The 15136-nt window shown below is 31.9% G+C and carries 14 protein-coding genes; 9 read left to right on the top strand and 5 right to left on the bottom strand.

All coding sequences use genetic code 11. The features are described from left to right. The first annotated feature begins 27 nt into the window (after positions 1–27). A complete protein-coding gene (locus H8K90_RS12855; protein ID WP_186846391.1) occupies positions 28–2343 on the top strand; it encodes a tail fiber domain-containing protein in 2316 nt (771 codons plus the stop codon). Positions 2344–2373: 30 nt separating this feature from the next. Further along, positions 2374–4380, top strand: a complete 2007-nt coding sequence (uvrB, locus tag H8K90_RS12860) for an excinuclease ABC subunit UvrB (protein ID WP_186846392.1) — start codon at positions 2374–2376, stop codon at positions 4378–4380. A gap of 102 nt (positions 4381–4482) precedes the next feature. On the opposite strand, the gene H8K90_RS12865 is transcribed toward uvrB, so the two are convergent. Then, entirely contained in the window at positions 4483–4884 is a 402-nt protein-coding gene (locus tag H8K90_RS12865) for a TerB family tellurite resistance protein (protein ID WP_186846393.1), read from the bottom strand. A gap of 142 nt (positions 4885–5026) precedes the next feature. Here H8K90_RS12865 and H8K90_RS12870 point away from each other — a divergent pair, with 142 nt between their 5' ends. Both H8K90_RS12870 and H8K90_RS12875 read left to right on the top strand, forming a co-directional pair. Further along, positions 5027–5836, top strand: a complete 810-nt coding sequence (locus H8K90_RS12870) for an alpha/beta hydrolase (RefSeq protein WP_186846394.1) — start codon at positions 5027–5029, stop codon at positions 5834–5836. Between the two features lie 17 nt (positions 5837–5853). Continuing rightward, positions 5854–6120: a DUF1456 family protein gene (locus tag H8K90_RS12875; RefSeq protein WP_186846395.1), complete on the top strand. Its 267-nt coding sequence runs from the start codon at positions 5854–5856 to the stop codon at positions 6118–6120. Between the two features lie 37 nt (positions 6121–6157). On the opposite strand, the gene H8K90_RS12880 is transcribed toward H8K90_RS12875, so the two are convergent. The 3 genes from H8K90_RS12880 to H8K90_RS12890 form a co-directional block, all read right to left on the bottom strand. Further along, on the bottom strand, positions 6158–6493 hold the full coding sequence (locus H8K90_RS12880; protein ID WP_186846396.1) for a hypothetical protein: 336 nt from the start codon (positions 6491–6493) through the stop codon (positions 6158–6160). Between the two features lie 167 nt (positions 6494–6660). Next, complete coding sequence (gene sucC, locus H8K90_RS12885; RefSeq protein ID WP_186846397.1) at positions 6661–7851, bottom strand: ADP-forming succinate--CoA ligase subunit beta; 1191 nt, start codon at positions 7849–7851, stop codon at positions 6661–6663. Between the two features lie 141 nt (positions 7852–7992). Beyond that, the gene (locus tag H8K90_RS12890; RefSeq protein ID WP_186846398.1) at positions 7993–8649 is read right to left on the bottom strand and encodes a hypothetical protein; all 657 of its coding nucleotides are present in this window, start codon (positions 8647–8649) and stop codon (positions 7993–7995) included. Between the two features lie 121 nt (positions 8650–8770). Here H8K90_RS12890 and lysA point away from each other — a divergent pair, with 121 nt between their 5' ends. The 5 genes from lysA to H8K90_RS17020 all read left to right on the top strand — a co-directional run bounded on the left by lysA (position 8771) and on the right by H8K90_RS17020 (position 13456). Continuing rightward, the gene (gene lysA, locus H8K90_RS12895; protein ID WP_186846399.1) at positions 8771–9976 is read left to right on the top strand and encodes a diaminopimelate decarboxylase; all 1206 of its coding nucleotides are present in this window, start codon (positions 8771–8773) and stop codon (positions 9974–9976) included. Between the two features lie 141 nt (positions 9977–10117). Next, positions 10118–11611 carry a sensor histidine kinase gene (locus H8K90_RS12900; RefSeq protein ID WP_186846400.1) on the top strand — a complete coding sequence of 498 codons (1494 nt, stop codon included), beginning with the start codon at positions 10118–10120 and terminating at the stop codon, positions 11609–11611. Continuing rightward, positions 11608–12000, top strand: coding sequence for a response regulator (locus tag H8K90_RS12905; protein WP_186846401.1), 393 nt, complete (start codon positions 11608–11610; stop codon positions 11998–12000). Before H8K90_RS12900 ends, H8K90_RS12905 begins: the two co-directional genes overlap by 4 nt. 84 nt (positions 12001–12084) lie before the next feature. Beyond that, positions 12085–13275: a DUF1624 domain-containing protein gene (locus tag H8K90_RS12910; RefSeq protein WP_186846402.1), complete on the top strand. Its 1191-nt coding sequence runs from the start codon at positions 12085–12087 to the stop codon at positions 13273–13275. A 49-nt stretch (positions 13276–13324) separates the two neighbouring features. After that, a complete protein-coding gene (locus H8K90_RS17020) occupies positions 13325–13456 on the top strand; it encodes a hypothetical protein (RefSeq protein WP_261799354.1) in 132 nt (43 codons plus the stop codon). A 41-nt stretch (positions 13457–13497) separates the two neighbouring features. On the opposite strand, the gene H8K90_RS12915 is transcribed toward H8K90_RS17020, so the two are convergent. Beyond that, on the bottom strand, positions 13498–15114 hold the full coding sequence (locus tag H8K90_RS12915) for a peptidase associated/transthyretin-like domain-containing protein (protein ID WP_186846403.1): 1617 nt from the start codon (positions 15112–15114) through the stop codon (positions 13498–13500). Between the last annotated feature and the right edge of the window lie 22 nt (positions 15115–15136).

Below are 15136 nucleotides of genomic sequence, written 5' to 3' on the forward strand. Positions count from 1 at the left end.
GTAGTAAACCAATAAAAAACTTAAAAGATGAAAAGATATATACTTTTAGTACTCCTCTTAGTTTCAGTGGTAGGATATACCCAAAACGGCATCAACTACAAAGCACTTATTAAGGATGATTTAGGAAATGCAATAGTCAACGCTTCGGTAGATATAAAATTTAAAATTTTAGAAAGCGATGCACAAACCAATATCTATGAAGAAACACATTCGCCATCAACCGATGATAACGGAATCATCATTGTAATCATAGGAGAAGGCACAATTATCAGCGGTATTTTCGATGAGATAAAATGGGGAGATGATAATCATTATTTAAATGTTCAAATAGATTCGGGTTCTGGTTTCATAAACCTAGGAACTGTACAGTTTTCTGCTGTACCTTATGCATTGCATGCTAAAAAAGCAGCTAATGTAAAAGGTCTTGAAGCTATAGATGAAGGTAATGGCATTGGTTGGCGTTTAGTTGATAGACCAGAAGTTTTTTATGGTAACATTGGAGAAAATGCTGTGGATTTTAGTTTTAGTAATTCCGGTCTTATAGATAAAGGAGCTTTAGGATTAAACTCATTTGCAACAGGTTTCTTTACAGAAGCTACAGGTGATTATACTACAAGCATGGGTTACAATACTGAAGCTGCAGGAGATTACTCAACAAGTTTAGGTTTTAATACTGAAGCTCTTGGCGATTATTCGCTAGCTTCTGGGAGAAATAGTTCTGCTTCTGGTGATAATACTATAGCTCTTGGACACTTATCAATCGCCTCTAGCTCCTATGCTATTTCAATGGGAACAGAAACAGAAGCTTCTGGAAATAGTGCCATTGCCCTAGGAAACAATACTACTGCTTCTAATGAGTACGCCGTAGCAATCGGACAGAACACAACTGCATCTGGTGCAAATTCGACTGCATTTGGGAGAAATACTGAAGCTACAGGAGCAAATTCTGTTGCGATGGGAAGTGGTACCGAAGCTCAAGGAAACTTCTCTTTTGCTTTTGGTGATTCATCTGAAGCTCAAGGCAATAATTCCATAGCTATGGGAGATGATGCCTTTGCGACTAATGATTATGCTGTGGCAATAGGAAGAGATACCTTTGCTTCTGGTCAAAGTGCATTTTCTACAGGTAGTAATACTGATGCAACTGGCAATTATTCAGTAGCTACAGGCCAAAATACAACAGCGTCATCTACAAATTCTACTGCAATGGGTTTAGAAACTGAGGCTTCAGGTCCTCGTTCTACGGCAATGGGATATGACACTGAAGCCTCTGGTATAAATGCCACTGCAACAGGAGGTAATACAATAGCGTCTGGCTTAAACGCTATTGCTACAGGATTCAATACTGAAGCATCTGGGTTTCACACTACAGCGATGGGATATAGAACTACAGCAGCATCGTATGCATCAACGGCAATAGGACGTCACAATATTGGTGGTGGATCATCAACTACATGGCAACCTTTAGATCCTCTTTTTGAAATTGGAAATGGATCTAACGCTAGCAATAGAAGTAATGCATTAACCGTTTATAAAAATGGACAACATACTATTAATGCCGATTATATAGGCTTAGTCATTCCAAATCCATCATACGGAATAGTAATCGATGAACCTTCTCTTATTGGGATAAATATAACTAATGCTAATAATATTGGGATTGCTGTTACATCAGATTATCAAGGTGGCTACTTTTTAGGTGAAGATACAGGTGTTTTCGCAACATCATCTAATAGTAGTAATCCTGATATTATCCTTGGAGGCAATTCTGGTTCTAATGATAACGACGACGGAATCATAGCTTCTGATTATAGATATTCAGGTAGTGATATATATTTGAGAAGTAATGATGCTGTGGTGATTCAATTAGACCATGATAATTTTGGTAGTATTGTTAACACTAGTTCTTTTTTTATTAGAGATGGTGAAAATAATAATGTTTTTTCTGTAAATGAAAATGGTGTTGTTAGAATCAACAACTCTGTAATTCACAATAGTGATAGACGTTTAAAAACTAGTATTGAAAATCTAGATTATGGCTTAAAAGAAATATTACAGCTACAACCCAAACAATACTTTTGGAAAAATCAAGAAAAACAAAAAAAATCATTAGGTCTTATTGCTCAAGATGTTCAAACTATAATTGGTGAAATTGTAACGTGTAAAGATGATGAATTAAAGACATTGGGTGTAAGTTATACAGAATTAATTCCTGTTCTAATTAATGCTATAAAAGAACAAAATAGACTTATTGAAAATCAAAAAAAGGATATTTATCTATTAAAATTAGAGTTCAGTTCTATTAAAAATCTTTTAACAGAATTGAAAATTACAGAACAGTAAAATATAATCGCTTTATCGTAACTTTGCCTTATGCGATTTAAAATTAAGTCAGAGTTTGAGCCAACAGGAGATCAACCACAAGCCATAAAACAACTGGCTGGTGGTGTAGAAAGTAACGAAAAGTACCAAACACTTTTAGGTGTTACAGGTTCTGGTAAAACCTTTACAGTTGCTAATGTTATTGAAGAAGTGCAACGACCAACTTTAGTGTTGGCCCATAACAAAACTTTGGCTGCTCAACTCTACTCAGAATTTAAACAGTTCTTTCCAGAAAATGCTGTAGAGTATTTTGTATCGTATTACGATTACTATCAACCAGAAGCCTACATTCCTGTTTCTGGAGTTTATATAGAAAAAGATCTATCCATTAACGAGGAAATTGAGAAGATGCGATTAAGCACTACCTCTTCCCTACTTTCTGGTCGTAGAGATGTAATCGTTGTGGCTTCTGTGTCTTGTTTATACGGTATTGGTAATCCGGTAGAGTTTCAAAAAAACGTGATTACATTAGAAAGAGATCAGGTTATTTCGCGCACAAAATTATTACACCAATTAGTACAAAGTCTTTATTCCAGAACGGAAGCTGATTTTAAAAATGGTAATTTCAGAATTAAAGGAGATACAGTAGATGTGTTTCCTGGTTATGCGGACAATCCTTATCGCATTCACTTTTTTGGAGATGAGATAGAAGAAATTGAAGTGTTTGATGTCCAAACCAATGAAGTTATAGAACGTTACGACAGATTGAATATTTATCCTGCCAACATGTTTGTAACTTCGCCAGATGTGTTGAATGGCGCGATAAAAGACATTCAAGATGATTTAGTAAAACAATACGACTATTTTAAAGAAATAGGAAAACATCTTGAAGCTAAACGACTAAAAGAACGTACCGAATTCGATTTAGAAATGATACGGGAACTAGGTTATTGTTCTGGTATTGAAAACTATTCGAGATACTTAGACGGTAGAGCTCCAGGTACGCGACCATTCTGCTTATTGGATTATTTTCCTGATGATTATTTAATGGTTGTTGATGAAAGCCATGTGACCATTTCGCAAGTACATGCCATGTATGGTGGTGACAGAAGTCGAAAAGTAAACTTAGTGGATTATGGTTTTCGTTTACCAGCTGCAATGGACAATAGACCTTTAAAATTTGAAGAATTTGAAGCCCTTCAAAACCAAGTCATCTATGTTTCTGCAACACCAGCGGATTATGAAATGCAAAAAACCGATGGTGTTTATGTGGAACAAATTATCAGGCCCACAGGATTATTAGATCCTATCATTGAGGTACGTCCTAGTTTAAATCAGATCGATAATTTAATTGAAGAAATTCAAGATCGAGTAGAAAAAGATGAACGTACTTTAGTGACTACGCTTACCAAACGAATGGCTGAAGAATTAGTAAAATACTTAACCAGAATTTCTATTCGTTGTCGTTACATTCACAGTGATGTTGATACTTTAGAGCGTGTAGAAATAATGCAAGATTTGCGAAAAGGCATTTTCGATGTGTTGGTTGGAGTGAATTTACTCCGTGAAGGTTTAGATTTACCTGAAGTATCATTGGTAGCCATTTTAGATGCAGATAAAGAAGGTTTTTTACGCTCTACGCGTTCTCTAACACAGACTGTTGGTAGAGCTGCAAGAAACCTTAACGGAAAAGCCATTATGTATGCTGATAAGATTACAAAAAGCATGCAAAAAACAATTGATGAAACCGAATATCGTCGAGAGAAACAAATTGCTTATAACACTAAACACAATCTAGTACCTAAAGCCTTAAATAAAAGTTTGGATAGCGCATTAGCAAAAAATTCTGTGAGTACATACAGAACAGAGTTAGATGCAAAAATTGCTGCCGAACCAGAAAGTGAATACTTAACAAAGAGTCAACTCGAAAAGAAAATAAGAGAAAATCGTAAGCTGATGGAACAAGCTGCTAAAGCCTTAGATTTTATGGAAGCAGCACGTTTTAGAGACTTAATTACGGCTTATCAAGAGAAATTGGAAAAGTTGAAGGTGAAGTGATTAGTGATTAGTGATTAGTGATTAGTGATTAGTGATTAGTGAAACTACCTAACTCTAAACACATCCATAAATAAACACATCAGCACCTAACATAAGTCAAATTTAGTTGTATTGAACTTTAAATATATCAATTAAAAAATCTGGTGGAACAACTTTATTAGGAAAACTATCCATTAAATCTAAAACACGGTTTATGGACTCATGACTTAAACCCATTCTTAATCCAAAATTATGAATCTTTACCAATTGTTTGGGTGAAATTTTATGATCTAAATTCATTAAAAGTACAAGTCTATGAAACTGAACAATACGCTCGCTATGCGATTTTAAATGCACATATGTTACTGGGTGTTCAAAAAGATATTCAAAATCTTCTTTAGATATATCTAATTGTTTAGCTATACTAAATAGGAAGTTATATTCAATGGATCTTATATTTTCATCTGTTTGGGCGAAAGCTATCATTTCTGATAACAAGCTCAGTTTTTCAGCACGATTTATCATGTCGTCGAGGGGATTATTTTATATTGTAAAGTTAGATAGATGTATTATTTTATTGTCGTTGATATAATGTATCTTGTCGAAAAATTATTAGTATTTAGTCGGTTTTTTTAAACGTTTATCAAGTCGGCGCCATAATTACACTATGAGATTTAAGTTTATTTACTTATTATTTTTGGTATGTATTTTAAATACATCTAACGCTCAAAGCCCTGCTTCTAAGCAGGTTACAAAATTTACCATTGCTGCGCCTCAATTAGACACTCTAAAAACTATTTGGGTGTATTTACCTAAAAATTATAAAAATTCTGAAAAACGCTATCCAGTAGTCTATATGCACGATGCACAAAACCTATTTGATACTAAATCGTCATATGTAGGAGAATGGCAAGTCGATGAATATTTGGATACTTTAACCGAAAACGAAAGTATTATAATAGGCATAGAACATGGTAACGAAAAACGCATAGAAGAACTCACGCCTTATAAGCATGAAAAATATGGAGGTGGTAAAGGTGATACCTACTTAACCTTTATTAAAAACACACTAAAGCCTCATATAGATACCACTTATAAGACAAAGACTGGTGCCAATAACACTACGTTGTTTGGTTCTTCGTTAGGTGGATTAATTTCGTTTTACGGTACTATAAAATATCCTGATACTTTTGGAAAAGCCGGAGTGTTTTCACCTGCATTTTGGATAAACCCAGAAATTTTTAATTTAGTTGAATCTACAGAAATACCTGAATCATCTAAATTTTATTTTCTAGCTGGCACAGACGAAGGTGAAACTATGATTCCGAAATTAGAGGAAATGATAACATTACTAAAATCTAAAGGTGTAAAAGAAAACCAAATAGAAAGCAAGATTATTGAAGGAGGAAAACATAACGAAAAATTATGGGGTGAGAATTTTAATACTGCATACCAATACCTAACAACTAACAACTAACAACTAACAACTAAAGTATGACAAACAACGACATATTCAAAAAATTAAGAGTAGCACACAAACTAAGAGATGACGATATTGTAAAAATCTTAGAATTAGTAGATTTTAGAATTTCTAAAAGTGAGCTCAATGCCTTCTTTAGAAAAGAAGATCATCCAAAATATATGGAATGTGGAGATCAAATTCTTAGAAATTTTCTCAATGGCTTAATAATTCATTTAAGAGGACCAATGCCTAAAAAAGATAATTCTAACAAGCCAAAACAAAAAAAGAGCAACGACTAATGTTGCTCTTTTATATTGTAATAAAAGATACAAGTATTTAAATAGACTCTACTAGCTTAACTGGTACCTTAAATGATTTACTTGTAGTTTGTTTAGATAACTTCTTGTAGTTTAAGCGATTCTTAATAAACTTTTCTACAGCCTTGTTATCTGTCTCTACAGATACAACTACCATTTCGTCTTTTTCATTAACGAAAATATTTACAATCGCTTCAACATCTTTGTTTAATTGAAAATCTGGGTTTTCCAATAATTTTCCAACAGTTTTACTAATTGAAGTTGGCTCAGCATCTTTAATCGGGTTTGTGCTTGCTGAAATCACACTACTAAACGCAATTGCTACGACTAGTACTAACATTTTTAATTTGTTCATAATTATTCGTTTTATAAGATTGATACTTAATAGACTAGTAATAATTATGAAAGTTACATTTGTTAACACTGTTTAACGTTGATTAGCAATAAATTAACATTAGAACAAATAAAAAATGCGCCTTAAAAAAGGCGCATTTTTATATAAAATTTAATACTTACTATACCTTAAGAAAGCACAGCTTGTACTTTATCTGCTGCTTCTTGAAATTCAGTAGCACTCATTACATCCAATCCAGAATTATCAATTAATTCTTTAGCAATGTCTGCATTTGTTCCTTGTAAACGTACAATGATTGGCACTGTAATGTTACCCATATTTTTATAAGCATCTATAACACCCTGTGCAACTCTGTCGCAACGAACAATACCACCAAAGATGTTGATTAAGATAGCTTTTACTGCAGGATCTTTTAATATAATTTTAAAAGCAGCTTCTACTCTAGCCGCATCAGCAGTACCACCAACATCTAAGAAGTTAGCTGGCTCACCACCTGCTTGCTTAATTAAATCCATAGTTGCCATTGCTAAACCAGCACCATTTACCATACAACCTACGTTTCCGTCTAAATCCACGTAGTTTAAACCTAAAGCACCTGCTTCAACTTCAATAGGATTTTCTTCACGTAAATCGCGTAATTCTGCTAAATCTCTATGTCTGTATAAGGCGTTATCATCTAAAGTTACTTTAGAATCTACGGCTAAAATTTTATCGTCACTTGTTTTTAAAACCGGGTTGATTTCAAATAAAGAGGCATCAGACTTTACATAAGCTGTATATAAAGCAGATACAAATTTGGTCATTTCTTTAAACGCAGCACCAGATAAACCTAAGTTAAATGCTACACGACGTGCCTGAAATCCTAATAACCCTAATGCAGGATCCACTTCTTCAGTAAATATTAAATGTGGAGTTTCTTCAGCAACCGTTTCAATATCCATTCCACCTTCAGTAGAATACATAATCATGTTTTTTCCAGTTCCTCTATTTAAAAGTACAGACATGTAATATTCCTCTGGTTCATTATCACCAGGATAATACACATCTTCGGCAACTAATACTTGGTGTACACGCTTTCCTTCAGCAGAAGTTTGAGGTGTTACTAAATCCATACCGATGATGTTTCCTGCTATTTCTTCAACTTCTTGAAGATTCTTAGCTAGTTTAACTCCACCACCTTTTCCACGTCCACCTGCATGAACTTGGGCTTTTATAACATGCCAACCTGTACCAGTTTCAGCTGTTAATTGTTTAGCTGCATCTACAGCTGCTTTAGCACTTTGGGCTACGATACCACGTTGTATACGTACTCCAAAACTGCTTAATAATTCTTTTCCTTGATATTCGTGTAAATTCATTTGTGATCAGAAATTTATTGGTGGCACAAAAATAAGCATACTAAAACGTTTCTCAAATAAAAATCATCTTCTTATTTATTGCCTGGTTAAGTGTAAATAATTCATCGATATAATATATAACGATCAATTGCCTCAATAATTTTAGCCTTTTAAGCGTTTAATTACCGAAAAAGCTCTATCAACTAAGTCATCCTCTACCACTATAGTAAACTCATTGGTAGTAGAAACCACTTCATATAACGTGATTTTTTCCCAAGCCAAACGCTTAAAAATTTGATAATACAAACCTGCAATCTTAGAATTACCTTTTGGTAAATAAATACTAATCGCTGAGAGTTTATCTTGTTTTCCTAGTAGTGTTTCTTTTTTAAAGGCTTGTAAAATACTGTCTCTCTCTGAAGTAGATATAATTATGTTACTCTCAAAAATACCACGAGTAAAAGCATAAAAGATTTGATGATTTGTACTTATCTTTTCTAAGACTTGAGAATGACTATCTATCAGTGTTTCAGAATTCTGAAACGTAAAATCACTTAAATTTGAACGTACTGTAATATCACCAAGATTCTTAAACACCTTTTTGAGATGTAAGGAATTTTCGAGATTTAAAGGTTGCTGATAGCGTCTTAAAGCCATCATTATGGCACCATCTTTTACAGGCTTGCGAAGCATCTCTGAAATAGGTTGATTTAAATCTTTTGCTAAAGCAGAAAAGTTGATAATTTCTCTAGACAAGCCTTCTTCTAAAAAAGGACTAGACACTATTATTTCTTCTACACAAGAGGCTATTGTTTTCAATTTGTTAACTATTTAACAGTTTGTGTAAAAATAGCAATATTTTTTAATTTTTATGTTTTTAATAATGTTTACATTTACATTTGAGCACTTCAAAAAAAATGAATAATTAAGATATTAAAGAATGACTAATAATACCCTATTAAAAATTGCTAAGGATTTTGGAAGTCCTGTATATGTGTACGACGCAGACAAAATTGTATCTCAGTATAAACGTTTAACAAATGCATTTAGTAAGGTAAAACATCTTAAACTTAATTATGCCGTTAAGGCTTTATCTAATATCTCTGTTCTTAAATTATTTAATACGTTAGGTTCTGGTATTGATACGGTTTCTATACAAGAAGTACAATTAGGATTAAAAGCTGGTTTTAAACCAGAAAATATCATCTTTACACCCAACGGAGTGTCTCTCGAAGAAATAGAAGAGGTGTCTAAACTCGGTGTGCAGATTAATATCGACAACCTTTCTATCTTAGAACAATTTGGGGCTAAACATCCTAATATTCCGGTTTGTATTCGTATTAATCCGCATGTTATGGCTGGTGGAAATACTAATATTTCTGTTGGACATATAGATAGTAAATTTGGAATTTCAATTCATCAAATACCTTTAATACTTCGTACAGTTGAAAATACTAAAATGAATATTAACGGTATTCATATGCATACTGGTAGTGATATTTTAGATATTGATGTATTTCTTTATGCTAGTGAAATTCTATTTGAAACCGCAAAGAGTTTTAAAAATCTAGACTTTATAGATTTTGGTTCTGGTTTTAAAGTGCCTTATAAAAAAGGTGATATAGAAACCAATATAGAAGAGTTAGGAGAAAAACTATCTACACGTTTCAACCAATTCTGTAAAGAATATGGCAAAGATTTAACTTTAGCTTTTGAACCTGGTAAATTCTTGGTAAGCGAAGCTGGTGTGTTTTTAGCTAAAGTAAATGTGGTAAAGCAAACCACTTCTACCGTATTTGCACAGATAGATTCTGGTTTTAACCATTTAATCAGACCTATGTTATATGGTTCTCAACATGATATTATAAATATATCTAACCCAAAAGGAAAAGAACGTTTTTACTCAGTGGTTGGTTATATTTGTGAGACAGACACTTTTGCTAACAATAGAAGAATTTCAGAAATAAACGAAGGCGACATTCTGTGTTTTAAAAATGCTGGTGCTTATTGCTATTCTATGGCTAGTAACTATAACTCTCGCTACAGACCTGCTGAAGTTTTAATACATAAAGGTAAGCCACAACTTATTAGAAAACGCGAAACATTTGATGATATATTAAACAATCAAATAGAAATTGCTTTATAGAAAAGCCTTTTAAAACTTCGATTTTTTACATTATTTAACTATTTTAGAACTTTCTTGCTAATACCTCAACCTGCAAATCCCTAACCTAGCAGTTTACTTTTTGTGTTAATCATTGTTGATTTTGACCCGAATAAGTGAAACATGAATGAAATTCTAAAAAAGCTCTCTGCAGAGAAAGATCACTATAAGGATCTATTTAATTTTATGCAGGAAGCAGCTGTTATAGGTACTTGGGAATTTTACCCTAAGACTGATGCGTTATCTTGGAGCGATGTTACCAAGAAAATACACGACGTTCAACTCGATTATGAGCCTAACGTCGAGACAGCTATTAATTTTTATAAACCTGGACTGAGCATTTCTACTATTCAAGAAAAACTATCGCGTGCTCTAGAACATGGCGAATACTTTGATGTAGAACTCGAAATAATTACTGCTAAAGGTATTGAGAAATGGGTAAGGTCTATCGGTTATCCTGTTTTTAAAGATGGTGCCTGTATTAAAGTATTTGGTTTATTTCAGGATATTACAGAAAAGACTAATAATGCCCTTAAAATAAAAATACAAGAAGAACAGTTTAGAGCTTCTTTTGAAATGGCCGCAACTGGCATGGCATTGGTAGATTTAGATGGCAAAATTTTTAGAACTAATCAAGCGCTTGCAAAGACTCTAGCCTATACCACTAAAGAACTTATTGGAATATTTATAAAAGATATTGTACATGAAGATTACCATGATATCGGAAATAATGCTGCAGATAATTTACTTAAAGGACATCAAGATGTTTTTCAGCACGAATTGCGTTATATTAAAAAAAATGGTCAACGTGTTTGGTGCTGGTCTAGTGTATCCTTAATTAGAAATGATCGTGGTAAGCCAATTCATTTTTTGGCACATGTTACAGATATAACTAAAACAAAAACTTCGGAAACAAGGATAAAATCATTACTTGAAACTACGAACAGCCAGAATAAAAGGTTACTTAATTTTGCTCATATTGTATCACATAATTTAAGATCGCATTCTGGCAACTTGTCTATACTTTTAGATTTAATGGCAGTTGAGCATCCAAATATTACACAAAACGATTATTATCCTTTATTATTAAAAGCTTCTAATAACCTCAATGAAACTATAGTAAACCTTAGTGAAGTGGCAGTTATAAACACTGAAATTGATCAGCAATTCACAAAAGTAAAAGCGTATGATATTGTTGAAATTGGGATAGAAGGTTTATCTGGACAAATAATGGATTATAATGTCACAATAAAAAATGAGATAAATAAGAACATTACTATTAATGTTATATTGGCATATTTTGAAAGTATCGTATATAATATATTGTCTAATGCTATAAAGTATAGACAAAAAAATATTGATCCTGAGATTGAAATATCACATGAAAACAACGAAGATTATCACATATTTCATTTTAAAGATAATGGTTTAGGCATCAATTTAAACATGCACAAGCACAAGATTTTTGGTTTGTACAAAACATTTCATGAACACGAAGACTCAAGAGGTCTCGGTTTATTTTTAACAAAAAACCACATAGAAGTAATGGGAGGAAAAATTACAGTTCAAAGTAAAGAAAACCTTGGTAGCACTTTTTCAATATATATAAAGAAATGAAAAAATTAAAACTTACGTGTATAATAGATGACGATCCTATTTTTGTTTTCACCACAAAAAAATTATTTGACTTTAACAATTATTGCGAATCTATTCTTATCTATCATAACGGTAAAGAAGCATTAGAGGGATTAAAACCAATAATTGAGTCTAATGAAAATGTACCAGAGCTGATTCTGTTAGATCTCAATATGCCAATTATGGATGGTTGGCAATTTTTAGATGAATTTTCAAAATTAAAATGTAACAAAAAAATAGTTCTTTATATCGTTAGTTCCTCAATAGACCCTGTAGATATTGAAAGAGCAAAAACGTATAGAGAAGTGAGTAATTATATTATTAAGCCAATTACTAGAGAGAGTTTAGCTCAAATAATAGATTCGTTTTAAACTCTTTAAATCAAAAACTATAATAGATAAAAAAATACTACCTTTAAAATTCCTCAAGTCTTTTAATCCTAACATTAAAGACACATGAAATCAATCAAATCAACCAGAATAGAATCTATAGACATTCTTAGAGGTCTCGTTATGGTTATTATGGCTTTAGACCACGTAAGAGATTATACCAATACTGGGTATATGTTTGCGGACCCTACGAATCTAGATTCTACAACTCCTACGCTATTTTTTACGCGATGGATTACTCATTTTTGTGCTCCTATATTTGTATTCTTGGCAGGTACATCTGCTTTTTTATATGGTAGCAAGAAAACGTCTAAAAATAAGCTCTCCAAGTTTTTGTTTACAAGAGGGCTTTGGTTAGTATTTATAGAATTAACAGTGGTCAATTTTTCGTGGACCTTCGATATCAGTCTTAGCGTACACATTTTTCAAGTGATATGGGCTATTGGTATTTGCATGATGCTACTTGCCGCACTAATATACTTGCCAAAAAAACTACTTTTAGCCTTAGGTCTTATAATTGTGTTTGGCCACAATTTACTCGACGGAATTACACAACATGGTACAGAACCATTATCCATATTATGGTATTATGTGCACCAATTTAATTTTCAGGTGATTAATGAAGGAAATGGTTTGCTTGCCATTGCTTATCCGTTTCTGCCTTGGTTAGGAATTATTATTTTGGGTTATTGTTTTGGTTATTTTTATCAGAAAGGATTCGATTCTAAAATTAGAAAAACATGGTTGCTTAGATTTGGGATTGGAGCCATTGTTTTATTCTTTATTTTAAGATTTATTAATGTCTATGGTGATTTAAAACCTTGGTCAACTCAAGATAATTTTATATATACTATTTTATCATTTTTTAATGTTACAAAATATCCACCATCTCTCATTTATACCTTAATGACATTAGGACCAGCCTTTTTGTTTTTATACACTATAGAATCGGTAAAAAACCGATTTACAAATATGATGCTAGTCTTTGGACGTGTACCTTTTTTCTATTATATAATTCATTTATACCTAATTCATCTTTTAGGCATGGTTGGACTTGTAGTTTTAGGTGAAAATTGGCAAGAGCTCGTTTTAACTGTTGATCGATTTAAAAAAGGCTATTTATTTAATATTGGTTTTGATCTTTGGGTAACCTATGTAGTTTGGGCTGTAGTAATTATTATGTTATACCCAATTTGCAAAAAATACATGCAATATAAAGCCAATAATAAAGATAAATGGTGGTTAAGTTATTTGTAACTTATTTAACTTTTTACAGACTAATAAATTTAAACGTAATCATTGATTAATGAGTGGACTTGACATTGTAATGGTATTTGCCGTTATCCTTTTTGCTAGATTAGGTATGCGTTTAGTATCTAGATATTTAAAAATAAAAAAAGGTAATGATGAAGAAGATGATGACAAAAAAGATAATTAAACCATGATTTGCATCTTTAAAAAAATTAGAAAAAAATAAAGTTAGTCAACCCCTTTAGTTTGTTTTAAAGGAGAATTCACCCAATATTTATCAATATCAAAACCAATTTTATTGACATTAGTAGCAGATAAAGGTTTTCTTTTATTCACAAAAATTAATTCTGAAGGTGGTTTCTTATTCTCAAATATTTCTTGAGTAAAAAATTCTCTAAATTGATAACCTAAAAGTTTAGATTCCTTATATATAGTTACTCCAGAAACATCTTTAATTCTTTTTAATTTATAAGAGAAATCTTCTGATTTTACTTTTTTTACATCAGCTTTAGTACCTGCAGCCCAATCTATAACGTCAATTTTAACCACATTAGATTCTACAAGTTTTATGTTTTTTATTATGAGCTTTTTGTCATTATATAATAACTTAAATCTACTTTTACGCTGAATAGAAGCTTCATCAACTGATTTATTAAATGTGATGTAAAAAGCCTCATCATTAGGATCGAATTCAAAATCTGCAACCTTAAACGGATTTGGTTCTTTTATTATAAATCTATTATTAAATGTCATATAATTAAGATACATCTTTTCGTTTACAGCTTTATACTCTAGTTTTATTTCATAAACCGTATTTAATCGTTCTAAGGAGCCTAAAATTCTTGGACCACTAACACCTATAGATTTTGAATGACCGAATTTGTCGTTTTGCAGCATTCTGTATTCAAACTTATAAATAGCATAATTAGTTTTAGCAATGTAAATTATACCATTTGCCTGAAATTTAGCATTTTCGGTATCCTTAGAAACAAAAGTAATTTCATACAAGGGTGTGCCATCTAAATACTTTATCTCTTTTAATTTAAAAAGGTGGTTATCAATAAAGTTATTTCTAAATATATCTACAAACGAAAAGCTACGTCTGTTATAATTACGAATTGGATTATGTCCATTTAGTATTTCTAATTCATTTTCTAGTGCTGTATTAAATTTTGCACTTTCGTCTTTATTTATAATTTTAGAATCTCCATAAACACTTTTAAGAAGCACAGAATCTAAATGAAATTTTTTATTTAAGTTATGAGAATATAAGGCAGTAACATTCTCAGAATATCCAAATTTATTAGTTTGAAAACCAGCGTCAAAATTCTCTAAAATTGCTTCATTAAGATTATAATATTTATTATTAACCAATTGATAATCTCGGTAATATGCCATATAAGAATGCGGCGATTGCGGGTAATTTTTCGGTATCCTATTTATGGCCTCCTTAATGATTTGCTCAGCTGTAGATACTTCAGTGTTCGATTTTATTTTTCCCGATATCATAACTGTACCCAAGGCTTCTACTTTAGGATTTAAATAAATAATGTTAATCGTATTGGGTTTTAGTGTACTCATTTCAACACGGAGTGTTTCAAAACCAATAGAAGAGATAATTACAGCTTTCTCATCTGTCTTATATTGTAATGGTAATCTAAATTCTCCATCTTCGTCTGCTATAACACCACTATTATTTATCTCAAATTTTATAGTAGCAAAGGACACAGGATATTTAGAATCAAAATCTATAATTCTACATAAGATATCTGTAGCATTTTGCGACAAAAGTATATTTGTAGAACTTAGTAAGACAAGTAAAAACAGGGTAAGTTTATATTTCATTTTAGTTTAGAAAAGTTAATAA

The sequence above is a fragment of the Winogradskyella echinorum genome (genome assembly GCF_014297365.1).
Classification (GTDB): Bacteria; Bacteroidota; Bacteroidia; order Flavobacteriales; family Flavobacteriaceae; genus Winogradskyella; species Winogradskyella echinorum.

What these genes read in the sequence shown, in the direction of transcription:
- H8K90_RS12855 (WP_186846391.1), top strand. Translation starts at nt 28, where the DNA reads ATGAAAAGATATATACTTTTAGTACTCCTCTTAGTTTCAGTGGTAGGA.
- uvrB (WP_186846392.1), top strand. Translation starts at nt 2,374, where the DNA reads ATGCGATTTAAAATTAAGTCAGAGTTTGAGCCAACAGGAGATCAACCA.
- H8K90_RS12865 (WP_186846393.1), bottom strand. Translation starts at nt 4,884, where the DNA reads ATGATAAATCGTGCTGAAAAACTGAGCTTGTTATCAGAAATGATAGCT.
- H8K90_RS12870 (WP_186846394.1), top strand. Translation starts at nt 5,027, where the DNA reads ATGAGATTTAAGTTTATTTACTTATTATTTTTGGTATGTATTTTAAAT.
- H8K90_RS12875 (WP_186846395.1), top strand. Translation starts at nt 5,854, where the DNA reads ATGACAAACAACGACATATTCAAAAAATTAAGAGTAGCACACAAACTA.
- H8K90_RS12880 (WP_186846396.1), bottom strand. Translation starts at nt 6,493, where the DNA reads ATGAACAAATTAAAAATGTTAGTACTAGTCGTAGCAATTGCGTTTAGT.
- sucC (WP_186846397.1), bottom strand. Translation starts at nt 7,851, where the DNA reads ATGAATTTACACGAATATCAAGGAAAAGAATTATTAAGCAGTTTTGGA.
- lysA (WP_186846399.1), top strand. Translation starts at nt 8,771, where the DNA reads ATGACTAATAATACCCTATTAAAAATTGCTAAGGATTTTGGAAGTCCT.
- H8K90_RS12900 (WP_186846400.1), top strand. Translation starts at nt 10,118, where the DNA reads ATGAATGAAATTCTAAAAAAGCTCTCTGCAGAGAAAGATCACTATAAG.
- H8K90_RS12905 (WP_186846401.1), top strand. Translation starts at nt 11,608, where the DNA reads ATGAAAAAATTAAAACTTACGTGTATAATAGATGACGATCCTATTTTT.
- H8K90_RS12910 (WP_186846402.1), top strand. Translation starts at nt 12,085, where the DNA reads ATGAAATCAATCAAATCAACCAGAATAGAATCTATAGACATTCTTAGA.
- H8K90_RS17020 (WP_261799354.1), top strand. Translation starts at nt 13,325, where the DNA reads ATGAGTGGACTTGACATTGTAATGGTATTTGCCGTTATCCTTTTTGCT.
- H8K90_RS12915 (WP_186846403.1), bottom strand. Translation starts at nt 15,114, where the DNA reads ATGAAATATAAACTTACCCTGTTTTTACTTGTCTTACTAAGTTCTACA.